Raw genomic sequence first — 21,871 nt, 5'->3', positions numbered from 1 at the left:
TTTGCGTGATCACCTTCTCGCTGGAGCTTAGGTGACGGTTGGCAACTAACGGGTCTTGTTTTTTCATGCAGTCCGGGTGGCGTGTCGCGCCCATGACAACCAAGGAGCTTCAGAATGAAAGTTGCATTTTTGATGGGCTCTCTGTTCATGGCGTCTGTCGCCGTTACAGGGTGTTCGAGCAAGTTGACCCAGCCAGACGAATACTCCGGGTTTCTCAAGGATTACAGCCAACTCAAGGAGGGCAAGTCGCCTTCCGGCGCACCGGTGATGCGCTGGGTCGATCCCAAGCTGGACATCAATAAATACAGCAAGGTCTACATCGAACCGAGCCAGCTCTACCCCAAACCCCAGCCCACCGAGAGAATTCCGCAATCGACCTTGAACGGCATCACCACCTACTACGACCAGGCGCTCAAACGCGAACTGGGTAAATCCTTGCCGCTGGCAACTTCGCCCGGGCCTGGCACCATCGTCATGCGGCCGGCGATTACTGCGGTCAGCAGCAAGACCGAAGGCCTGAAGCCCTACGAAGTTATTCCGATCGCCCTGGTGGCTGCGGCCGTCAGTACAGCAACGGGCATACGCGACCAGGAAACCGATATCGGCACCGAAGCGGTCTTTCTCGATGGCCAAACCAATCAGGTGATCGCTCAAGTCGTGCGCAAAGGCAGTGGCAAGCCATTGGAAAACACCTCGCAAGTCATGAAGGCAGATGATGTGAAGAAGGTGATCGACGGTTGGGCCGCTGACCTCCATCAGTCCTATCTGAATCTCAAGGCCAAGTAAGCGCCCGCAGCGCAATGCCTGCCATGATCAGGACCGAAAACCGCTAGTCTGTCAGGGTATTCGGGATGATCATGGTGGCATGAACCTCGACCACGACATCTGCTACCGGGCCCTGGCCAGCCGCGACGCTCGTTTTGACGGGCGCTTTTTCATCGGCGTCAGAACCACCGGCATCTATTGCCGGCCCATCTGTCCCGCGCCCACGGCGAAACCGGAAAATACCCTGTTCTTCCCGACGGCTGCTGCTGCCCAGGAGGCCGGTTTCCGCCCCTGCCTGCGTTGCCGGCCGGAAGCGGCGCCCGACTCCGGGGCGTGGCGCGGCGTGTCGAATTCGGGCTACTCCAATACCGTTTCCAGGGCGCTGGGCTTGATCGAGGCGGGTGTACTGGACGAGCGCGGGGTAGCGGCACTGGCCGAGCGCCTGGGGGTTGGCGAGCGCCAGCTGCGGCGGTTGTTCGCCGCTCATGTCGGGGCCTCGCCCCTGGGCGTGGCGCAGACTCGCCGCGTGCTCCTGGCCCGGCAGCTGCTGCACGAGACCGGCATGCCCATAACGGATATCGCCTTCGCTTCGGGCTTTGGCAGCATCCGCCGGTTCAACGAAGTCTTTCAGCAACTTTATGGACGCCCACCCAGCGCCTTGCGCCGTGGCGCGCAAGCCGGGCAACCCCCGGTGGCGGGCGAGGGCGTGACGCTGCTGTTGCGCTACCGGCCGCCCTATGACTGGCAGGCAATGCTGGACTTTCTCTCGGCGCGGGCCATCGTCGGTGTCGAGTGTGTGGTCGACGGCGTCTATTCGCGCAGCATCGGGATCAATGGCGTGCAGGGTACCGTTGCGGTGCGTCAGGCCCAGGGCAATGCGCTGGCCGCGACCATCCGCTTTCCCCGGTTGACCGCGTTGCCGGTGATCATCGCCCGATTGCGCCGGGTGTTCGACCTGGCCGCAGACCCGGAGGCCATCGAGCGGCAACTGGCGGCCGATCCCCTGATGGCCAGGTTGATCGAGGCGCGCCCGGGGTTGCGCGTACCGGGTGGCTGGGACGGTTTCGAGCTGGCCCTGCGCGCGGTGCTGGGGCAGCAGATTACCGTGTCCGGAGCGATGAAACTGGCCGGCAAGCTGGTGGCAAGGTTCGGGCAACCGTTGCGCCAGCTGGATGGGCATCCATCGGGGCTGACCCATGTTTTTCCGGAACCGGCGGACTTGATCGGCGCAGACTTGATGAGCCTGGGCATGCCACGCTCGCGCAGTGCGACGTTGACGGCGGTCAGCGAGGCATTGGTCGCCGATCCCGGCCTGTTCGACGCCGGTGCCTCACTGCAGGATGCCGTTGCAAGGTTCTGCCAACTGCGCGGGATAGGCGACTGGACGGCGCAGTACATTTCCCTGCGGCAACTGCGCGAACCCGACGCCTTCCCGGCAGGAGACGTGGCGTTACTCAAGGCCCTTGGGTTGCTCGAGGGCACTGCAGCCACTTCTCGGCAAATGCTCGCCAGGGCAGAGGCCTGGCGGCCATGGCGGGCTTACGCGGCCCAGCACTTGTGGACATCACTGGCGGCTACCGAGGCAAGCCCTGTCCCGGGTTGAGGAAGTACGCCGGACACTTTGTCGCAGGACCTCCTGGCCGCCGGAGGAGCCCCTGCGGGGCTCCAGCGCAGCCTGCGGCAGCGGCTACATCGGCTCGGCGTACCTCGGTGGGCGTAGCCGCTGCCGCCAGGCTGCGCTGGAGTCCCACAGGGGCTCCCTGGCGATCTTGAGATCTCGTGCACGTGGTCGCAGCCTGATGGCAGCTGCTACAAAAAATCGATATGCAAGAGCTATCGCTGGGGCAAATGCCTCAAAGGTTGCGGCTATGCGTCAGAGAACTATCGAAATTCACGAGGGATTAGCCGATACTTCAGGACTTCGATAATCTGGCGTGGCAAGCGGCAATTATTTGTCAACCTGGGCATCCAGGTCTTTTTCAAGGTTAGAGGGCATCATGAGCGACGAAAGCATGAATTGGGAAACGCTGGGTTTCGACTACATCAAGACAGATCTGCGCTATCTGTCTTACTGGCGTGAAGGAAACTGGCAGGAAGGCGTGCTTACCGAAGACAACATGTTGCATCTCAGTGAAGGGTCCACGGCACTTCACTACGGCCAGCAGTGCTTCGAAGGCCTGAAGGCCTATCGCTGCAAGGACGGCTCGATCAACCTGTTCCGCCCTGACCAGAACGCACTGCGCATGCAGCGCAGCTGTGCCCGGCTGCTGATGCCTGCGGTCCCGGTCGATGCCTTCATCGAAGCCTGCAAGAAGGTGGTGCTGGCCAACGAACGTTTCATCCCTCCGTATGGTACGGGCGGCGCGCTGTATCTGCGTCCATTCGTCATCGGCGTCGGTGACAACATTGGCGTGCGTACCGCCCCGGAATTCATTTTCTCGATCTTCTGCGTACCGGTAGGGGCTTATTTCAAGGGTGGCCTCAAGCCCAACAACTTCCTGATCTCCACCTACGACCGCGCGGCGCCCAACGGCACCGGCGCTGCCAAGGTCGGCGGCAACTATGCGGCCAGCCTGATGCCGGGTGCCGAAGCCAAGGCTGCGCATTTCGCCGACTGCATCTACCTCGACCCGCAATCGCACTCGAAGATCGAGGAAGTGGGCTCGGCGAACTTCTTCGCCATCACCCACGACGATGAGTTCGTGACACCGAAGTCGCCATCGGTTCTGCCAGGGATCACGCGCCTGTCGTTGATCGAACTGGCCCAGAGCCGGCTGGGGCTGAAGGTGATCGAGGGCGACGTGTTCGTCGATCAGCTCGCTCGATTCAAGGAAGCGGGCGCCTGCGGGACCGCCGCCGTGATCACGCCGATCGGCGGGATTCAATACAATGGCCAGCTGCATGTCTTCCACAGCCAGGAAGACGTCGGGCCCATCACCCGCCGTCTCTACAATGAACTGACCGGCATCCAGTCCGGCGATATCGAGGCTCCGGCCGGCTGGATCGTGAAGGTCTGATCGGCGCGCGACTTTTTCAATAACCGGTCATTTCCAGGTAGCCGCGCCCACCGGGGCTACCTTTCAGGCGCACCGGTCCTTCCCAGTAGGGAAACGAGGTCCCCATCCAGGCGTGCTTCTGGATGGCCTCGACTTCTACATCCACGTTGTGATCGGGAACCTGAACCTGCCAGCGGGTTGGTACCTTGCGGCCGTTTTCCTGGCGCGTCCATTCCTGCTCGCGAAGTAGAATCTGTTCTCCACGCAATGCTTTGGTGCGGCCGTCTGCGCTGATCCAGGTGCCGGCACGGTAGTGCTGGCCATCGGTCTGGCGGACCTGGAACAACATCAGCTTGGCGCCACTGTCCAGATGCAGGGAGAACCAGTCCCAGCCATGCTGTTCTGCAGTCAGCGGCTGGCTACTCCATTCTCGGTCCAGCCAGGCCTGTCCGGTGACCGGATAACGCTGGCCACTGCGCTCGATCTCGCCGCTGACCCGGTAGAACGGCTGGCTGTAATACCAGGACGCCTGTCCCTGCCCGGATTTGACGCTGTAGCCCTGGTCGCCATGCAGCACCAGCGGGCCGTTGCTGTCCAGTTGCAAGCGATAGCGGAAGTCCTTGCCGGAGGCCTGCATCTGTAAATGTTCCAGCCCCTCGCCGGATGTACTGTGCAGCGACCAATCATCGATCCAGGCGCGGAAGGGGTGCGCGTCGACGCCTGCCTGGCCGATGCTGCCACGGGCCAGAGCCTCGCTGCGCTGGTGGCCGAACGGGCTGCTCAGGCCGGCATGCCCCATCCATAGGTTGGGGCTGCCCCAACCGGGGGTTACCGGACCCGGGCGCAGCGCCGAGCGGAACAGCGTCCATTGCACGCCCCAGTCGCGTCCCTGCTCGTCGGTGAGGTTGGCGGTGATGTACCACCATTCGATGCGAAAGCCGTCATGGGGTCCATGGTCGGCCGGGAACAGCAATGGTCGCCCGCGTTCGACCTGGGCGAAAGCAGCGGCGCTCTGGCCGAGGCCGGCGAATCCGCTCCGGGGTGCAGGCGCCTCGTCACAAGCCCCCAACAGCAAGGCGACGCCAAGGGCGACGAAAAATCTAAGGTTCATCGGCGAACTGCCTCAACAGGTCGGCCGGCGTGCGCCGTGCCAGTTGCCAGAGCGGCCCGGCGGCGGCGAGCAGGCTGGTGAGCAGGCCGAGCAGGCCCAACTGCAACAGTTGTCCGGCAAAGACATGCAGCGGCAGGCGCCAGCCGAAGGCCTGCACATTGACCACTGCCACCAGGCACCAGGCCAGCAGCAGGCCCAGGGGCATCGCCAATAGCACGGTCAGGCTGGCCAGCATCAGCGTCTGCCCCAGGCCCAGCCAGACCAGCCGCGTGCGATCGACGCCCAGCGCCCAGAGCGGGGCCAGTTGCCCCAGGCGGCTTTGGCCCAGGGTCAACAGGCTGATGAACAGGGCCACGCCGGCGACGCCCAGGGTCAAGGCGTTGAGTGCGGCGGTGGCGGCAAAGGTGCGTTCGAACACTTCGGTCGACCAGCGTTTAAGCGTGGCCTGGTCGGTCACCCGCGTGCTGTCCAGGCCGAAGCGTTGCTCAAGCTGTTGCTTGAGCCCGGCGACCTGTGCCGGTGCCATGCGCACGCTGATATTGCTCAGGCGCGCCTCGGGCCAGTGGCGTCGCAACCAGTCGGCGTTGACCAGCACATGACCCTTGGGGTTGCCATAGTCGGCGTACAGGCCCACTACGGTCAGGCGCTGTTCGGCCATGCCGCCGGGCAGCAGCAGGTTGTCGCCCAGCTCCAGCTTGAGCCGTCGTGCCAGTTGCTCGCTGAGCATGACGCCTTGTCCTGCGGCCAGCTGCGACCAGGCGCCGGGCTGTTGCTCCAGCAACGGCCACTGCTGGCGATAGCCGGGGTGGTCGACGATGCCCTGCACCTGCACCGGCCAGCCCTGCAGGCGCAAGTCGACACGCCACTGTGGCAGGACCGCAGTGACGCCAGGCCGGACTTCGAGCCAGGTGCTGATTTCCAGCGCCTGCGCGGTTTCACGTGGTGACAGGTAGAGGTCGGCGGACAGGCGCTGGTCGAGCCAGCCGACGAAGGTCTTGCGAAAGCCCTCGGTCATGCTGCCAACCCCGACACTGGCAGCCAGCGCCAGCAGCAGGGCCATCAACGCCAGTGCCAGGGCCGGCAGTTGCTGGCGGCTGTCGGCAACGAACCACTGCGCCAAGGGGCCACGGCAAAACCGCGCCAACCCCGCCAGCGCTGCATCCAGCAGGGCCGGCAGCAACAACGCCGCCGCCAGCAGCAGGGCGGCCAGCATCACAAAGGCCACGAGCAGGCTGTCGCCCAACTGCCAGCAGGTAATGGCCAACACCACCAGGCCCACGGCCAGCAGCGCCTGGCGCCGCAACCATCGGCCCTGGGCCAGACGCCAGGCTTGCGGTTGCGCCAGTGCCAGCAGCGGCAAACGCGCGGCCCGAGACAGGCTGCTGCAGCCGGCCACCAGCGCGCCGAGCAGGCAGATTGCGATCCCGGCCAGCCACCAGTGAGGCGACAGGCTCAATTGCCCGGCGACTTGCGCGCCATACAAGCCCCGCAGGCTGGCAGCGACATCGGGCAACAACAGGCTGGCCAGCAGATAACCGCTGGCCACCCCGGCCAGGCCGCTGAGCAGGGCGAACAGGCCCAGTTCCACCACCAGCGCGCCGATCAACCCGCCCAGGCTGACACCACAGGCGCGCAGGGTACGCAGCAGACCGCGGCGCTGCTCCAGGGCCAGGCCAATGGCGGCATGCACGATGAACAGGCCGACGAGAAACGCCAGTAGCCCCAGGGCAGTGAGATTGAGATGAAAACTGTCGGTCAGGCGCTGCAGGTCGTCGCTGTCGGCCGCCGGCTGCAGCTGCAATAGCAACGCCAGTTCGCTCGGCAGTGCTGGCAGACGGGCTGCGAAATCCTTGGGGAGCAGCAGGCGCGAGACCTGCCCCGGTGCCTGCAGCAGCGCCTGCGCATGGCCAATGTCGACGACGATTACCCCGGGCGCCAGTTGCGCTTGCACCTGCAAGGGCGGTAAACGCTGGCCGTCGCCGCTGAGCGCTCGCTCGCCCGGTTGCAGGCCGAGGCGCTGCAGGGTATCGGGGGCGATCCAGGCCTGACCCGGCATGCCGATGAATGCTTCGAGGTCGAACGAGTCGCCGGGCTGCCCGGCGATCGAGGTGCCTTGCGGCAGGGTCAGTGGCTCGATGCCGAGCAAGCGGACGCTGATCGTCTCCTGGCCGGCAAAGCGCAGGCGATCTTCGAGTACCGGCGAAACCGGCCAGCCGCTACGGCGCAGCTGCACATACGCCGCCTGGTCGAAACGCTCGCCGTGGCGTGCCACCAGGTGTGCCTGAGCGGCGCCTGCCAGCACCGCGCTGGCGCGCTCGTAATCGGCCCGGGCCTGGCTGTTGAGCGCCTGCACGCCCGTCCACAAGGCCGTGGCCAGCCACAGGCCGGTGAGGATGCTGCCGCACTGCAACGGATGCCGCCGCCAGTGGCTCAGCAGCGCCAGCAGGGCGACCCGCAGCATGCCCATCAGGCCTCCCGGGGCTGTATGCAGCCCAGGTGCAGGTACAGGCGGTGGTCCAGGCGCGATGCCAGGCGTGCGCTGTGGGTGACCATCAATAAACTGCTGCCGGTCTCGGCGACCAGCTGCAGGAACAGGTCGAGCACCGCTTCGCTGCTGGTTTCATCCAGATTGCCGGTGGGTTCGTCGGCCAGTACCAGCGACGGCCTGGCCGCCAGCGCCCGGCCGATCGCCACGCGCTGCTGCTGGCCACCGGACAGTTGTTCGGGATAACGCTCAAGCAAGGACGCCAGCTCCAGACGCCCAGCCAGATGATCCATCCAGGCCGGGTCATGCCGCCCGGCCAGGCGCGCCTGGAAGGCCAGGTTGGCCGCCACGTCGAGACTGCTGATCAGGTTGTACTGCTGGAACACCAGGCCCATGCCTTCGCGTCGCCAACGCGCCAACTCGGCTTCGCTGCGCCCTTGCAGGGGTTCGCCGTCGACCAGAATGCGTCCGCTGTCGGCACGCTCGAGGCCGGCGATCAGATGCAGCAGAGTGCTTTTGCCGCTGCCCGATTCGCCCATGAGCGCAAGGCTGGTGCCCGCCTCCAGCTGCAGATCGACCCCGCGCAATACCGGCAGGCTGCCTTGGGCAGTGATGAACGACTTGCGCACATTCTCGACGACCAGCATGTGCGGAAACTCCTTCACGGTTGAAAGAGAAGAATAGCTGGAGTGAATATTGCCTGAGGCACCCTACGGATTTCCTTGAGCCGTTTTTCGCCACCTATACTCAAGTAAGCGTGCCCGAATACGTTGGACATTGCGCTTGGATAAGGCGCAGGCAACGCTGCAAAACACCCCCATGGAGCCTGTCAGGAGGAAGAAAACAGCCCATCGAGCTTTGCGGAGCAACCGGTATGAGCAGTCTCAAGTGCTTGGTTGACACCTGTCCGAAGGCGGCCGGGCTGCCACTGTCTAATCCGATCCAAGGGAGGCTGCGATCTTGAACCTGCGCTCCCTGGTCGGCACTGTCATCGTCGTCTTGATGATGGCATTGGTTGGATGTACCACACCCGCTCGCGCTCCGGCTCCAATGCCACCGGTGGTGATCTCGGAGAACACCTGGCGGCAGGTCGATCAGGAGATACTCGCCGCGGCGATCGCCGCACAAGAACCGCTCAAAGACTACGTGCGTGGCTCCATGGACGGCTGGAGGGTCCGCGTTCACGAGCGTACCGAGACCGTTTTCATACCCTGGTACACAAGCTACTGGACCCAGCAATGGATGGCCTACAGGGTAGGCTGGTACAAGCTGAGCGCAGGAAAGGATACAGATGAAGCGGTAAAACGATTGGCGGGCTATTTACAGGAGCAATACCTCGATCTCGTGCTGGACCCCGTCGCCCTGGAGCTCGACGCCGGCGTCATTATGGAGGAGGCGACGAAATACTACGTCCTGCTCCTCGCCGAGGAGCTTCAGGTCATTGCCAAGCGCCACGGTATACCACTCGATCAGTTCAATCGTCGGCTCACCGGCATTCCAGCGATTACGCTGACCGATAAAGCCCACAGCGCATCGCTTTACCAGCTGATCTACGCCGACCCGATCGAGAAGCTGCCGGCCTATGTGTCGCTGGTCGATCGGTTCCGCAAAGGCGCTGCTGCGCCGCAATCCGGTTCTTTGTCAGTGGCGCGGTGGGCCAGCGCGAAACTGGAGTCCACGCTGACCACCCGCAGTGCCGCCAGCGCCGCCGCAGCGGCGGTCGGCCGCGCAGCCGGCATGGTGATTTCCCTCGGCGCGAGCAGTTTCAGTGCCATCATGCATGAAAGCGACATACCGGAAATGGAAGCGCAGCTGCGAAAAAACCTGTACCCCGCCTTTGATTCTGAATGGCTTCGTCTGCTGAAGAACCCCGGCACCGGGGTGATGTCCGGGATCAACTACATCACTGGGCAAATCGAAGGCAAACTCGCCAAAATCGTTATACCGCAACAGGAGCCCGAACCGATCATGGGAGAAGGTGCCCCGCCGGACGAACCACCGCTTCAGGACGGGAACAGTGACGAGCAGGTTCCTGCCCAAGAGGGGAGCGCGAACGAATAAGGGGTTATGCCGAGATAAGGGGAAAATTCACTCACTTCGCCAATAACATACTGTTTTTGATTGATTTTTATTTTTTCGAACAACCAGAAGTCATTGGTAGTGGATGGGGTCCTCAGGAGGCCCGCTGACATATTGCCGTGGTCACTTCCATTTCTCCCCACCCACAGTTCTGGCACTGCCGACCGGCAGCCAACATTCCCCTCAGCTACTGCTCAACCTCTTCTGTAACAGAGGTTATGCCGAGATAATGGTTGAATTTACTAAGCCTTTTATCAAGCGGGGATAACAACTATCGTGATCGTTGACGCCGTAAGAGTGAGCCGGCCGCGTTTTCCTCGAAAGCTCCAGCCTCCTCGATATAACCGTGCACGGTGCCATCGTGCCGCCAACCGCCCTGGCGCTTGATCTCCAGAAAGTCCGCCCCGGCACGATGGGTGCTGGTGGCCAGTCCACGGCGCAGGCTGTGGCTGCTCATCTCGGGCACATACAAAACAGCCCGGCGGCTCCGGCACGGGCCGCCAGGATGGCATTCACGCTGCCCTCGTGCAGTGCCACCTCTCCGAGTACCCCCCAGCGACTGATGCGCCGGAACAGTGGCCCCTGCTCGATCTGAGCGGCATCCAACCAGCACCGTAGCGCCTTGGCTGGGCAGCAGACGCTGTCGCCGTACGGGATCGCCTTGTCCAGTCCCTCGCCCTCCTGATCGGTTTTGGAGCGCGGCAGCGTGACCCGCAGACCTTCCCGCTCCCACTGCAGATAGTGCACCTCCAGCGTGACCAGTTCGCTGCGCCGGAACGCGCCGAAGTACCCCACCTGTAGCAATGCGCTGTCACGCAGCGCCGCGAGCCCTTCGAGCGCGTCCAGATGCGTCACGATGAGTTCGAGATCCTCCAGCAGCAACGCCTTGGCTTTTTGTCGAGGACGCCCATGGACTCGCTCAATCCCGCGTAAGGTCTTGCGCACGGTGGCGGTAGCGGTCGGATCGGGGAAACCTTGATAGCGGTGCCATTGCGCCAGCGCCGTGAGGCGCAGGGCCAGGGTGCGCGGGTTCAATATTTCTGCAAAGGACAGCAGGTAACGAATCACCGCGGCTTCATCGCACGGCAGGACGCCGCCCCAGGCGAGAAAGTGGCGGATGGCGGAGCGGTAGGTACGCCGGGTGTTGTCGGAGGTCGCGGCCGCGAGAAAGTGCTGGTGTTGTTGGGCCAGCTGCTCGGCCGTGGCGAGTGTACCGGGGGTACGTGTCGGCGCAGCCGGGTCGACGAGTCGTCCTGGTGTCACCCCTTCTTCGTTATTGTTTGCCGTCATCCAGAAGTGCCTGTTTAGGCGATGTGTACTGCGGATTATAGGAGGGAATGTCGAGGGTGATCAGTTGACTCACGATAATTGCTCTTATCGTGGGTTAGTCGATGGTCTATAAGGACTGTTCTATTCTGTACTAAATGCCTTGTATTACGTTTTCCATAATATGGTACGAAAAAATCTGAGGTGGTCATGGCCCGTTCAGGCATCCTCTATGTGCATGTCGCCGCTGCCGCTGCCCACCTCGCGGCCGAGGGCCACAATCCCACGATCGACAGCATTCGTGCCGCCTTGGGTGGGACCGGCAGCAAAAGTACGATTGCGCCGTTGTTAAAACGCTGGAAGGCCGCGCACCCCGGCACGCTGGCCCAGGCCGAGCTCGGACTACCGGCGGAGCTCGTCCTGGCCCTAAAGGGCGTGTATCAAAAAGTTCAGGCGGAGGCGGCCATCCAATGCCAGCAGGCCGTAGAGGCGCACCAGGTAGAAACCGCGGCGCTGCAGGAGCAATTGCAGCAGGCCGTCGCTGAGCAGGCCGCTCTACTCGACGCTCAGGAGCAGCAGGCGCAGGCACTGGCCGTCGCCCAGGCTCGCAGCCAAGGACTAGAAGAGACCGTGCATCAACAGGAGATTGCCCTGGCCAGCCTCGACAGTGACAAGCGCGGGCTCGAACAGCGCCTGGTCGACCGCGACTCCGAAATCGCCGCACTGACCCGACAGCTGCAGCAAGGGCGGGAGCAGTTTGAACATTACCAGGCATCGGTCGCGCAACAACGCACCGACGAGCGCCAGACCGCTGAGCAACGGCAGCAGCGCCTGGAACACGAACTGGCTGAACTCCGGCAGCGTCTGCTCGCGCAGCAAACCCATCTGGGCGAACTGCATGCACAAGAACAACGCTTGGCACTGGACCACGATCGTCTGCAGAGCACCCTGCTCACGACCCAGGATACGCTTACGCAGAACCGCAGCGCGCATGATCAGATGGTGTATCAACTCACCGGGCTGAAACAAACGCATCAGGCACTGGAACAGCGCCACGGCAATGGCGAGCAGCGTTTGGCTGAAACACTGACGCGCCTGGCTGTGGTCGAGAGGGAGCGGAGCCTTCTGGCGAGACGCTTAACCCGGGCTGAAACTCAATTAACCGAAATGGCCACAGAAAAGGAACTCCTCCTGCAAGACAAAGCGGTGCTAACCAGTCAACTCGCGGAGTTTCGGACTGAGGACGACCGACCCTGACCCTTGGGATCAGTGGATCATCCCAAGGCGACCTGCATGTGTGTTGCCGTGCTGTTCAATACGGTAAGCGAATGGGCATTACAGGTTGCGTAACGGCATCCAATTATGTGGCAACAGCTCGGCGATCTGGCTCGCCCGCTGCGTCGGCAGCCGCGCCAGTACGTTCTTCAAGTATTCGTACGGATCATGCCCGTTGAGCTTGGCCGACTGGATCAGGCTCATCAGTGCCGCCGCACGTTTGCCGCTGCGCAACGACCCGGCAAAGAGCCAGTTCTTGCGACCCAGCGCCCACGGCCTTATCTGCTGCTCGGCGTGGTTGTTATCTATGGGTACCGCGCCGTCATCGAGATAGCGTGACAACGCCGCCCAGCGCTTGAGGCTGTAATCCAGAGCCTTGGCGATAGCCACCCCATCGTGCACAAGCTGGCGCTGGGCGGTCATCCAGGCATGCAACGCATCCATCGCTGGCGCGGCTTTTTCCTGGCGTATCCGTCGTCGAGCGTCAGGTGCGAGGTCGCGGACTTCATGCTCTATTTCGTATAGCACCTGGATGTAGCGCAAGGCCTGTTCGGCAAGCTGGCTTTTGTTCGTGACGTGCAGCTCGAAGAACTTGCGCCGGGCATGAGCCATACAGCCGATCTCGGTGACGCCGAGTGCAAAGCTGGCCTTGTAGCCACCAAAATCGTCGCAAACCAGTTGGCCCTTCCAGTCTTGCAGGAAAGCGCGGGCATGTTCACCCGAGCGGCTGGGGCTGAAGTCGTAAACAACCGCCTTTACGTCGGCAAACGAGCTGGTAGCGTAGGCCCAGACATAGGCGCGGTGAGTTTTCTTCGCGCCCGGCGTGAGCATCTGTACCGGCGTTTCGTCAGCGTGCACCACGTTGTGTCCAAGCACCACCTCGCGCAACGCATCAACCAGCGGTTGCAACTGCACACCGCAGGTGCCGACCCACTGCGCCAGGGTTGAGCGCGGGATGGCCAGGCCAGCCCGGGCAAAGATCTTTTCTTGACGATACAGCGGCAAATGATCACCGTACTTGGCGATCATCACCTGGGCCAGCAGGCCTGCTGTCGGGATGCCCTTGTCGATCACCTGCGCCGGAACCGGGGCCTGGATCAGGGTTTCGCACTGATCGCAGACCCACTTGCCACGGATATGGCGTTCGACGGTGAACACGCCCGGCGTGTAGTCGAGTTTCTCGCTGACATCCTCGCCGATGCGCTTGAGGGCGCAGCCGCAGGTGCACTGCGTGTTGTCCGGTTCGTGATGGATCAGGGTGCGCGGAAACTGCGGCGGCAAAGCCGTACGCTTGGGCTTTTGACGAGCCTCGGTCGGCACGGGAGCCGGTTGCAGAGCTGCAAGCTCGGCTTCGATGGCTGCGATGTCAGTGTCGATCAGGTCATCGAGCAGGCTGGCTTGATCCGGGCTTAATTGCTCGCTGCGCTTGGCAAATTTGAAGCGTTTGAGCTGCGCGATCTCGTGGGTCAGTTTCTCGATAACCGTTTGGTGACGATGGATTTGCTTGTCCATCGTCTCGACGCGCTGCATCAACTGCGCGGCCAGCGCGCGCAGTTGGTCAGGGTTTAGTTGGTCGAGATTGGAAAGCGAAGTCATGCCGCCGATTTTGCCAGAGCAGGCCAATACCGGCGATAGACTCATCGGACAATTGCGCGGCCAGGCTGGCCATGGCAGGCGTCACACGATGGAAATAGCGTCGCCCGGCCCGACTCGTTGCCAGGGCAAACCCAGCACCAGAGCGTGCAACTGCTCAGCGCCCAATTCCACGTGAGCGCCGTGTCGAGAACCCGGCCAGAAAAATTTGCCCTGGTGCAGGCGGCGGGCCGCCAGCCAGATACCTAGGCCATCGTGTACCAACACCTTGATGCGCGTGGCGCGACGATTGGCAAACAGATAAGCACAGTGCGGCTGCGCCGCACCGAACACGGCGACCACCCGCGCCAGCGCGGTTTCGGTGCCGGCGCGCATGTCCATGGGCTCCGTCGCCAGCCAGATGGAGTCGATGCGGAGGGTTGGCCGGGATTCGCGCTAAATTCGCCAAAATTAAGTTAACTTTATGATTTAACAGCTAAAAATTAGTTTTAGAGCCGGCTCACCTGTTCTCCTACGTCAACGCCTTAGTCTACGATTATCACAGTTGGTACTAGAGGCCTGCTCCAGGTTGGGTCACGGGTTTAACAGAGGAACCCCCTGTGGGACGAAACGACATCAGCCGCAGCGCCGAGCCCAAGGTCTATGGGACGCTCTAAGAGCACAGGCCTAGTCTGGGGTTGGAGGCTGGCGACCGCCGGCCTCCTGGCTCTCGTCCTGCAGGCCGGCAGTCAGGGAGCCGAGCAGGCCGCCGAGACCAGCATCCGTGCCGGTTTGACGATCTGGCCTCAGCCGAAGCCGGTACCGAAAGTCAAATTCGTCGATGGCGAGGGCTCGCCGCACACTCTGGCCGACTTCAAGGGCAAGGTGGTACTGCTCAATGTTTGGGCAACCTGGTGTGCCCCCTGCCGCTAGGAGATGCCTACCCTGGACCGGCTGCAGGCGCAGCTCGGCGGCGCCGACTTTCAGGTGCTGGCGCTCTCCATCGATGACGCCGGGACGGAGGTCGTGCGGGACTTCTACCGCGAGATCGGCATCCAGCACCTCAAGCTCTATATCGACAACAGTGGCCAAGCGATCCAGACCCTCAACGCGTTCGGCCTGCCGATCACCTTGCTGTTGGATCGCCAGGGCCGGGAGGTGGGCCGCAAACTCGGTGCCGCCGAATGGGACAGCCCGGAGGTCATCGAGTACCTGCGCGAGGTCATTGCTTCAGCCCAGAGGAATTAGTCGGCGATGAGTCTGAGTAACATCGGCATCCTGAGCGCCTTTGCTGCCGGGATGATCTCGTTCCTGTCACCCTGCGTGCTGCCGCTGGTGCCTGGCTATCTGTCCTACATCGCGGGCCGCTCGGTGGACGAACTGCAGGCCCTGGAAAGCCGGCGGAAGCGGCTCGCCGTGATCGGAATGAGCCTGAGCTTCGTGCTCGGCTTCGCGACGGTGTTCATAGCGCTGGGGGCCAGCGCAACCGCCATCAGCCGGCTGCTACTCGCCTATCGGCAGGAAACCAACCTGATCGGCGGATTGATCGTGATCGTTTTCGGGCTGTTCATGACCGGCCTGATCAACCCACGCTGGCTGCATCTGGACGTGCGCTTTGTACACCAGCTCAAATCCACGGGGGGCCCTCTGGCCGCTTACGTTCTGGGCGTGGCCTTTGCCTTCGGCTGGACGCCCTGCATTGGCCCCATCCTGGGCAGCATCTTGACGATGAGCGCCTCCAGTGGCGCCACCGGTGCCAGCGGCATCGCGCTGCTGTCCGTCTACTCGCTGGGCCTGGGGATGCCGTTCCTGTTGACCGCCCTGTTCACCAACTATTTCCTGGCCCACCTGAAGCGGCTTCGCCGTTGGAGCCGGATGATCCATATTGGTTCCGGTGTCATCCTGATCCTCATGGGCGTGACCATGGTAACCGGCCAACTTTCGGCCTTCGCTTATTGGCTTTTGGAGGTGTTTCCGGTGCTGGGCAGGATCGGCTAGCGGTGATCGCGGATTATGCTTTCATGGAAATAGGCCAAACAACGTTCATGGCCGACGACCACGCGCTATAGCTCAGCGATAACGAAGGAAAGGACATGTCAGAACTGTTGCTTGAGAACGAGCCGCTTATCCGCATCAGCTTGTTTCTCGGCATTCTTGTCACGTTGGCGGCATGGGAGGTGGCGGCGCCCCGGCGGCGGCGGGAAATTCCCCGCTTGCTGCGCTGGACCAACAACCTCGGCGTGGTCGTGATCGACACGATCCTTGTCCGCCTTACCTTCCCCGTCACTGCCACCAGGCCGGCCGCTACGATCTGCTGGCCAACTCCAGCGTGATCATAGCGGCCGGCCTGGTGGCAGTGACGGGCAGTTTGTGGCCTGACATCACGGTAGGCCTGGCCATCGCCGCCCTTTTCTTGCATTCGGCCTGGTAGGTCATTCGCGAAGCCTGGGACGAGTGGCAGCTCAATCCCGGCCCGGAAGCGGCCCAGAGGGCTGCTGACGGTTGTGCGATTGAGCCTGCGAAACCCGCAACCTCTTGTTGTACCCCGGCGTCAGGTACTGCGTCGACGTGCGCAAGCTCCAAACCCGCTTTGGTCAGTATTTGCGAGCCTGGACAACCGTCGGTCGAGCCGACGGAAGTGAAATCGTGCTGCGGCCCCAAGCAGCCCAACTAGGTTAACTACACGAGGACAGTAGGGATGCGACACTCCCGGTCACCTTTACCGCAGTGCCTCCAGGCGCTAACTGAGGAACGCCCATGAGCGAAAGAAACGCCTCAAGGCTTTGGACGTTACTACTCCTGGCTTGGCTGCTTGCGTTGGGTTCAACGCTAGCGGTGCTGTTTATTGGGGAAGTAATGGGTCAGGTGCCTTGCGTACTGTGCTGGTTCCAACGGTCCTTTATGTTCCCGCTTGCAATCATTCTGGCCATCGCCTGCTATCGCTCGGATTTTGCTGTCTGGCGTTATGCGCTGCCACTTGCGATCGGTGGCGGCCTGATTGCGCTAGGACACAGCCTGCTCTACGCAGGACTGATTCCCCAGCCGATTATGCCCTGTACCGCGACCGGCCCATCCTGCACTGACGCCAGCATGACGCTGCTCGGCTTTATTCCTCTGCCTTTGTTAGCGCTCCTTGTATTTGTGCTGATTTCTGTTCTTCTGCTTATCATTCGTCGGAGCTCCACCGCATGAACCTTCGTACGCTGGTCCTGATCATCAGCATCCTGGTACTCGCTGCCTTTGGTGCGGCTGCTGTCTTGTACTCACCAACCCCACCTCCACCAGCTCAAGCCACTGCGACGACTTCAGTTGCTCCGGCTGCTCGAACTACGGGTAACCTGGTGCGCTTCCATTCACCTGTATTTGGCAAGGCCAGTGCGCCAGTCACCATCGTCGAGTTCTTCGATCCTTCCTGCGAGGCTTGCCGCGCCTTCTAAAAGATCCTCGCGGAACATCCAGACGATGTTCGCCTGGTCTTGCGTTATACGCTGTTGCATCAAGGGTCCGAGGAAGTCGCCCGTCTGCTGGAGGCTTCACGCATACAAAATCTCTACCAGCAAGTGCTTGAGGCGGTATTGGACGCACAACCTGGCTGGCATGATGATCCGCAAGTGACCAAAGCGTGGGAAGCCGCTGCTGGAGTCGGCCTGGATCTGGACAAGGCCCGCTCGGAAATGCACTCGCCTGGCATAGACGCCGCGCTCAAACTGGACATGCAGGATGTAAAAAATCGTTGGTGTGCAGGGGACCCCGACGTTCTTCGTCAATGGGCAAAGCTTGAACGAGTTCAGCCCGCAAGCCCTGCGCCAGTTGGTGCGTGCAGAAGTCGCCAACGCCAAGGAGTGACGTCATGCGCTGGTTCGAGAACCGAATCCCACCGCCTTTGGTGGCGGCGATCTGCGCGTTGTTGATGTGGCTCAGTGCAGCCCAATGGCCTGTAGCTGAGGTGCCACTGAAGTGGCGCCTCAGCGGTACGCTATTGTTGCTCTTGACCGGTTTAGGAATATGCCTGCCCGGCGTGGTCTGCTTTCATCAGGCCAGAACCACCGTCAACCCGTTGAGGCCGCAGACAGCCTCGGCATTGGTCAGCTCCGGCATCTACCGCTACACCCGCAATCCGATGTACTTGGTCTTTGCACTGGTCCTGGCTGCCTGGACGGTGTTTCTCGCCTCACCATTCACGCTATCGGGCGTTCTGGCGTTCGTTCATGAACCATTTCCAGATCAGGCCGGAAGAGCGTGCGTTGAGTGGATTGTTCGGTGAGACATTCGATAAGTATTGCGCCCGGGTCAGGCGCTGGATCTAACGAGGCTTCAGCCGTCGCGTTGCCACTTGACATTGCTTCGGTGGCAAGGTCCAACCTTGGCATTGTGAAGAAATGCCTCAGGAGGTTGGTGATGACCAGCGCGCTCCCCGATACCACCGCTGCCATGCCCGCAGGTTCGGTCCAGCAATGGACCTTCGGCGTGGCCGGCATGACCTGCGCGTCCTGCGTGACGCGTGTCGAGAAGGCCTTGCTGAAGGTGCCGGGCGTTGCCGCCGCCAGCGTCAACTTGGTCAGCGAGGCGGCGACGGTCGAGGTGAAGGCCGACGTTGCGCTGGCGCCCCTGCTCCAGGCGGTAGTAGGCGCGGGCTATCGCGTGAAGGAAGACGAACTGGACTTGGCCATCGCCGGCATGACCTGCGCCTCGTGCGTCGGTCGCGTCGAGAAGGCCCTGTTGAAGGTGCCGGGCGTGTTGTTGGCCACGGTGAATCTGGCCAGCGAAGGGGCGCGGGTCCGGGTGGTGTCCGGCGCGGTCTCGCTGGCGGCGCTGATCCAGGCGGTAGTGGCAGCCGGCTATGAGGCCAGCGTGCCGGCAGCCGAAGAGGGACGGCTGGCGGGCCTTGCGCGTCGGCAGCGGCAATATGGACCTCCTGGTGGCACTGGGCACCAGTGCGGGCTACGGACTGTCGGTCTACCTGCTGGCGACACATGCCGGCCCCGGCGACCCGCCCCTCTATTTCGAGGCTTCCGCGGTAGTGATCACCCTGGTGCTGCTCGGCAAGTGGCTGGAGGCACGCGCCAAGCGCCACACGGGCGACGCCATTCGCGCGTTACAGGCCCTGCGACCGGACACCGCCCGCGTGCGCCGCGACGGGGTGGAGTACGAGGTGCCGGCGAATGCGCTGATCGTCGGTGACCTAGCAGTGGTGCGGCCGGGCGAGCGTGTGCCGGCCGACGGTGTGGTGCGCGACGGGCGCAGCCATCTCGACGAGTCATTGTTGACCGGCGAGAGTCTGCCGGTCGCCAAGGGCGTGGGTGATTCGGTCACCGGCGGGGCGATCAACGGCGAGGGGCTGTTGCTGATCGTGACCACGGCGGTCGGCGCGGAAAGCACGCTGGCCCGGATCATCCGCCTGGTCGAAAACGCTCAGGCGGCCAAGGCGCCGATCCAGCGTTTGGTGGATCGGGTCAGCGCCGCCTTCGTACCGGTGGTGCTGGTGGTCGCGGCCATGGCCCTGCTGATCGGCTGGTGGCTGACCGGCGAGGTGGCCGGCCCGCTGATCAACGCGGTGGCGGTGCTGGTGATCGCCTGCCCCTGTGCGTTGGGCCTCGCCACACCGACCGTGATCATGGCCGGTACCGGGGTCGGCGCGCGCCACGGCATTCTGATCAAGGATGCGGAAGCCTTGGAGATCGCGCACCGGGTGAGCGTAGTGGCCTTCGACAAGACGGCACGCTGACCTTGGGCAAACCCCAAGTGACGGCGCTGGAGGTGGCGGACGGCGATATCGCGCGCCTGCTGCAACTGGCCGCGTCGGCGCAGGTCGGCAGCGAGCACCCGCTGGCGCAGGCGCTGCTGGACAAGGCCGAGCATGAGGGCGTGGCTTTATTGCCAGCGTCCGAGGTCGCGGCATTGCCGGGGCGCGGCCTGGCGGCCTCGGTCGCAGGGCGTGCGCTGCGCCTGGGCAGTACGCGGTTGATGCAGGAACTCGGCGTGGACCTGTCGCCGCTCGCACCTTCCGCGGCGGCGTTGGCCCAGGCCGGCAATAGCGTGTCCTGGCTTGCCGACCTGTCCGAGCAGCCGCAGTTGTTGGGCCTGATCGCCTTCGGCGATGCGGTGAAGCCGACCGCACGGCAGGCTGTGGCGCGCTTGCACAAACTGGGTATCCGCACCGTGATGATCACCGGCGATAACCTCGGTGCGGCCGCCAGCGTGGCCGCGCTGCTCGGCCTCGACGAGGTGCGCGCCGAGGTGCTGCCCGGCGACAAGGCGGCCGTGGTGCAAGCGCTGAAGGCCGATGGCGCGGTAGTGGCTATGGTCGGTGACGGCATCAACGACGCGCCGGCGCTGGCGGCGGCCGATGTCGGTATTGCCATGTCGACCGGCACCGACGTGGCGATGCACACCGCTGGCATCACCCTGATGCGCGGCGATCCGGCGCTGGTGGCGGATGCCTTGGCACTGTCCCGCCACACCTACGGGCGGATTCTGAAGAGCCTGTTCTGGGCCTTCGTCTACAACCTGGTCGGCATTCCGCTGGCCGCATTCGGTCTATTGAACCCGGTGGTGGCCGGCGCGGCGATGGCGTTGTCCAGCGTCTCGGTGGTCACTTACGCCCTGTTGCTGAAGCGTTGGCGGCCGGCACTGGTAGAGCGGGACTGACTCGGTGGCTCACCGAGGAGGATAAATTAATGAACATTGGCGAAGCAGCGAGTGAAAGCGGTTTGTCCGCCAAGATGATCCGTTACTACGAACGCATTGACCTGATCCCGGCCTCACGGCGCACGCAGGCCGGCTATCGTGTCTACCGCGAGAACGACGTACAGGTTTTGCGCTTCATTCACCATGCGCGGGATCTGGGGTTCTCGGTCGAGCAGGTCCGTACCTTGCTGGAGTTATGGCGGGACCGTAATCGCCCCGACGGCGAGGTTCAGGGCATTGCCCGGACCTACATCGATGTGTTGAACGCGCGTATTGCCGCGCTGCTGGCCATGCACGATGCCCTGTCATACCTGGCCGAGCATTGCGACGACTCTGAACAACCACCTGGGCCGTTCCTGGATGACCTGCCCCCACTACCTGCCTGAAAGGAGAGCATCATGATTAGCAATAAATCCACAATGGTTCGGCTGGGCATCGGTGCTGCCATTACCCTGGTGGCTGCTTATGTCTTGTTCCCGGCTTTTCAAACTTGGATCGTGGCGAACGCGCTGATCTTGCTGTTACTGCTCTGTCCGCTGGCGATGGTGTTTTGTATGCGCGGCATGCACAAGGATGCGCCCGCTGCCGACGACACCCGGAAGGCCAAGCCGACTGAGCGCAACCCAAACGACACGCCGTGATCCGTAACGGCTTTCATGGCCCACACGTTGCCTGAGGGCATAAGCGCACCTTAATGCCTGCATTCGCTTGAGGCGAGGACGATCTCTTGGCCAACGAACACATCCGCACAGGTTCTTTCTTACGGATCAGTAATTGTACGGTCCGTTACCAGCGACTAAAATCCTTCGCATGAAACGCTACCTGCGGCTATGACTCATCTTCCTGATTAGCCTGGCGCTTCCTCTCAGCGGGATGGCGGGCATCCAGGCAGCGACAGAGCCTAGCCCGATGAAAACTGCGGGTATGGCGAAGATGGGGCAGAACTGTTGTCACGATATGAGTAGCTCTTCCAATCATGGCAAGCCCTGCAAGCCCGGTCAGGAATGCAAGCCCGGCGGCATGTTGCAAGTGGTGATCGTGAAACTCCCCGTCATGCTGCCCAGCCCCCTTGTGGTTTCCTTCTTCCGCGACTTCCTGCCTGCCCAAGCCCCTTCCGAAGTATGGCGACCGCCCCGCGTTTGATTCCTGCATCAAACTGATCTCCACCCACATTGGCGGGAAGGCTTGCTCACGCGCGTCCAAGCGGTGCGCAGTGGATCACACACGGCAAGCGAAACTTCCTACCCTTGGCGGAATATAGCTTCGGCTCGTCGTAATGCCGCGGATTGATCCATACTTTTGGCTGTGTCGGGCCTGAGTGAACCATCCACGGCCGAGACTCCCACATCGCTTAAGGAACAAAAAGATGACCACAAAAACTGCTATGACCGGTGCTGCCCTGGCGCTGGCCGCCGCTGGACTGTTCGCCAGCATTCCGACCCCAGTCGTCGCCGAGGAAGCCCAGACGATACAGTGTTACGGTATCAACGCCTGCAAAGGGAAAAACGATTGCATGACCGCCAAGAACGCTTGCAAAGGGCAGGGCACCTGCAAGGGCACAGGTTTCCTGAAGATGACCAAGGCCGAATGCAATAACGCTGGTGGCAAAGTCGGCAACGTCGTCCGCAAATAAGT

At 62.5% G+C, this 21,871-nt stretch carries 21 protein-coding genes and 3 pseudogenes; 17 read left to right on the top strand and 7 right to left on the bottom strand.

What is annotated here, in order from left to right; translation table 11 throughout:
* The first annotated feature begins 114 nt into the window (after nt 1-114).
* The 3 genes from NVV94_RS14960 (at nt 115) to NVV94_RS14950 (ending at nt 3,782) form a co-directional block, all read left to right on the top strand.
* Nucleotides 115-786, top strand: coding sequence for a DUF3313 domain-containing protein (locus NVV94_RS14960; protein ID WP_258443176.1), 672 nt, complete (start codon nt 115-117; stop codon nt 784-786).
* A 79-nt stretch (nt 787-865) separates the two neighbouring features.
* Nucleotides 866-2,368, top strand: a complete 1,503-nt coding sequence (locus NVV94_RS14955) for a DNA-3-methyladenine glycosylase 2 family protein (protein ID WP_258443175.1) — start codon at nt 866-868, stop codon at nt 2,366-2,368.
* 394 nt (nt 2,369-2,762) lie between these two features.
* A complete protein-coding gene (locus NVV94_RS14950; RefSeq protein ID WP_258443174.1) occupies nt 2,763-3,782 on the top strand; it encodes a branched-chain amino acid aminotransferase in 1,020 nt (339 codons plus the stop codon).
* 16 nt (nt 3,783-3,798) lie between these two features.
* On the opposite strand, the gene NVV94_RS14945 is transcribed toward NVV94_RS14950, so the two are convergent.
* The 3 genes from NVV94_RS14945 to NVV94_RS14935 are packed head-to-tail and all read right to left on the bottom strand — an operon-like array spanning nt 3,799 to nt 8,004.
* Nucleotides 3,799-4,872 (bottom strand): lipocalin-like domain-containing protein, encoded by a 1,074-nt coding sequence (locus tag NVV94_RS14945; RefSeq protein ID WP_258443173.1) that lies wholly within the window; start codon nt 4,870-4,872, stop codon nt 3,799-3,801.
* Nucleotides 4,862-7,339, bottom strand: a complete 2,478-nt coding sequence (locus NVV94_RS14940) for an ABC transporter permease (protein ID WP_258443171.1) — start codon at nt 7,337-7,339, stop codon at nt 4,862-4,864. The genes NVV94_RS14945 and NVV94_RS14940 overlap by 11 nt, the downstream gene beginning before the upstream one ends.
* On the bottom strand, nt 7,339-8,004 hold the full coding sequence (locus tag NVV94_RS14935; RefSeq protein ID WP_258443170.1) for an ABC transporter ATP-binding protein: 666 nt from the start codon (nt 8,002-8,004) through the stop codon (nt 7,339-7,341). Before NVV94_RS14935 ends, NVV94_RS14940 begins: the two co-directional genes overlap by 1 nt.
* Before the next feature lie 313 nt (nt 8,005-8,317).
* Here NVV94_RS14935 and NVV94_RS14930 point away from each other — a divergent pair, with 313 nt between their 5' ends.
* Nucleotides 8,318-9,418, top strand: coding sequence for a hypothetical protein (locus NVV94_RS14930; RefSeq protein ID WP_258443168.1), 1,101 nt, complete (start codon nt 8,318-8,320; stop codon nt 9,416-9,418).
* Between the two features lie 289 nt (nt 9,419-9,707).
* Here NVV94_RS14930 and NVV94_RS14925 read toward each other — a convergent pair whose 3' ends face one another.
* Both NVV94_RS14925 and NVV94_RS14920 read right to left on the bottom strand, forming a co-directional pair.
* On the bottom strand, nt 9,708-9,893 hold the full coding sequence (locus tag NVV94_RS14925; RefSeq protein ID WP_258443167.1) for a hypothetical protein: 186 nt from the start codon (nt 9,891-9,893) through the stop codon (nt 9,708-9,710).
* A complete protein-coding gene (locus tag NVV94_RS14920) occupies nt 9,890-10,726 on the bottom strand; it encodes an integrase (RefSeq protein WP_258443166.1) in 837 nt (278 codons plus the stop codon). The genes NVV94_RS14925 and NVV94_RS14920 overlap by 4 nt, the downstream gene beginning before the upstream one ends.
* A 186-nt stretch (nt 10,727-10,912) precedes the next feature.
* Between NVV94_RS14920 and NVV94_RS14915 the strand changes: the two genes are divergently transcribed.
* A complete protein-coding gene (locus NVV94_RS14915; protein ID WP_258443165.1) occupies nt 10,913-11,959 on the top strand; it encodes a DNA-binding protein in 1,047 nt (348 codons plus the stop codon).
* Nucleotides 11,960-12,037: 78 nt separating this feature from the next.
* On the opposite strand, the gene tnpC is transcribed toward NVV94_RS14915, so the two are convergent.
* Both tnpC and tnpB read right to left on the bottom strand, forming a co-directional pair.
* A complete protein-coding gene (tnpC, locus tag NVV94_RS14910; RefSeq protein WP_258443102.1) occupies nt 12,038-13,573 on the bottom strand; it encodes an IS66 family transposase in 1,536 nt (511 codons plus the stop codon).
* An 81-nt stretch (nt 13,574-13,654) separates the two neighbouring features.
* Complete coding sequence (gene tnpB, locus NVV94_RS14905) at nt 13,655-13,945, bottom strand: IS66 family insertion sequence element accessory protein TnpB (RefSeq protein ID WP_258443164.1); 291 nt, start codon at nt 13,943-13,945, stop codon at nt 13,655-13,657.
* Nucleotides 13,946-14,212: 267 nt separating this feature from the next.
* Between tnpB and NVV94_RS26725 the strand changes: the two genes are divergently transcribed.
* The 12 genes and pseudogenes from NVV94_RS26725 (at nt 14,213) to NVV94_RS14845 (ending at nt 21,869) form a co-directional block, all read left to right on the top strand.
* Nucleotides 14,213-14,482, top strand: a complete 270-nt coding sequence (locus NVV94_RS26725) for a TlpA disulfide reductase family protein (protein ID WP_309304250.1) — start codon at nt 14,213-14,215, stop codon at nt 14,480-14,482.
* Between the two features lie 3 nt (nt 14,483-14,485).
* Nucleotides 14,486-14,797, top strand: coding sequence for a TlpA disulfide reductase family protein (locus tag NVV94_RS14895; RefSeq protein WP_258443163.1), 312 nt, complete (start codon nt 14,486-14,488; stop codon nt 14,795-14,797).
* 6 nt (nt 14,798-14,803) lie between these two features.
* A complete protein-coding gene (locus NVV94_RS14890; protein ID WP_258443162.1) occupies nt 14,804-15,547 on the top strand; it encodes a cytochrome c biogenesis CcdA family protein in 744 nt (247 codons plus the stop codon).
* 95 nt (nt 15,548-15,642) lie between these two features.
* Nucleotides 15,643-15,882 (top strand): hypothetical protein, encoded by a 240-nt coding sequence (locus NVV94_RS14885; RefSeq protein WP_258443161.1) that lies wholly within the window; start codon nt 15,643-15,645, stop codon nt 15,880-15,882.
* A gap of 424 nt (nt 15,883-16,306) precedes the next feature.
* On the top strand, nt 16,307-16,741 hold the full coding sequence (locus NVV94_RS14880; RefSeq protein ID WP_258443160.1) for a disulfide bond formation protein B: 435 nt from the start codon (nt 16,307-16,309) through the stop codon (nt 16,739-16,741).
* A pseudogene (locus NVV94_RS14875) lies at nt 16,738-17,395 on the top strand (DsbA family protein). The gene NVV94_RS14880 and the pseudogene NVV94_RS14875 overlap by 4 nt, the downstream one beginning before the upstream one ends.
* 4 nt (nt 17,396-17,399) lie before the next feature.
* Nucleotides 17,400-17,856, top strand: a pseudogene (locus tag NVV94_RS14870) (methyltransferase family protein).
* A gap of 124 nt (nt 17,857-17,980) precedes the next feature.
* Nucleotides 17,981-20,197 (top strand): annotated as a pseudogene (locus tag NVV94_RS14865) (heavy metal translocating P-type ATPase).
* A 29-nt stretch (nt 20,198-20,226) separates the two neighbouring features.
* A complete protein-coding gene (locus tag NVV94_RS14860; protein ID WP_258443159.1) occupies nt 20,227-20,622 on the top strand; it encodes a MerR family transcriptional regulator in 396 nt (131 codons plus the stop codon).
* Nucleotides 20,623-20,634: 12 nt separating this feature from the next.
* The gene (locus NVV94_RS14855; protein ID WP_258443158.1) at nt 20,635-20,877 is read left to right on the top strand and encodes a DUF2933 domain-containing protein; all 243 of its coding nucleotides are present in this window, start codon (nt 20,635-20,637) and stop codon (nt 20,875-20,877) included.
* 196 nt (nt 20,878-21,073) lie between these two features.
* Nucleotides 21,074-21,379 (top strand): hypothetical protein, encoded by a 306-nt coding sequence (locus NVV94_RS14850; RefSeq protein WP_309304298.1) that lies wholly within the window; start codon nt 21,074-21,076, stop codon nt 21,377-21,379.
* A gap of 223 nt (nt 21,380-21,602) precedes the next feature.
* Nucleotides 21,603-21,869: a hypothetical protein gene (locus NVV94_RS14845; RefSeq protein ID WP_258443156.1), complete on the top strand. Its 267-nt coding sequence runs from the start codon at nt 21,603-21,605 to the stop codon at nt 21,867-21,869.
* The last annotated feature ends 2 nt before the right edge of the window (nt 21,870-21,871 follow it).

The sequence above is a fragment of the Pseudomonas sp. LS1212 genome (assembly GCF_024741815.1).
Classification (GTDB): Bacteria; Pseudomonadota; Gammaproteobacteria; order Pseudomonadales; family Pseudomonadaceae; genus Aquipseudomonas.
The sequence above is the reverse complement of the archived record's forward strand: the minus strand, read 5'-3'. Positions and strand labels throughout refer to the sequence as shown.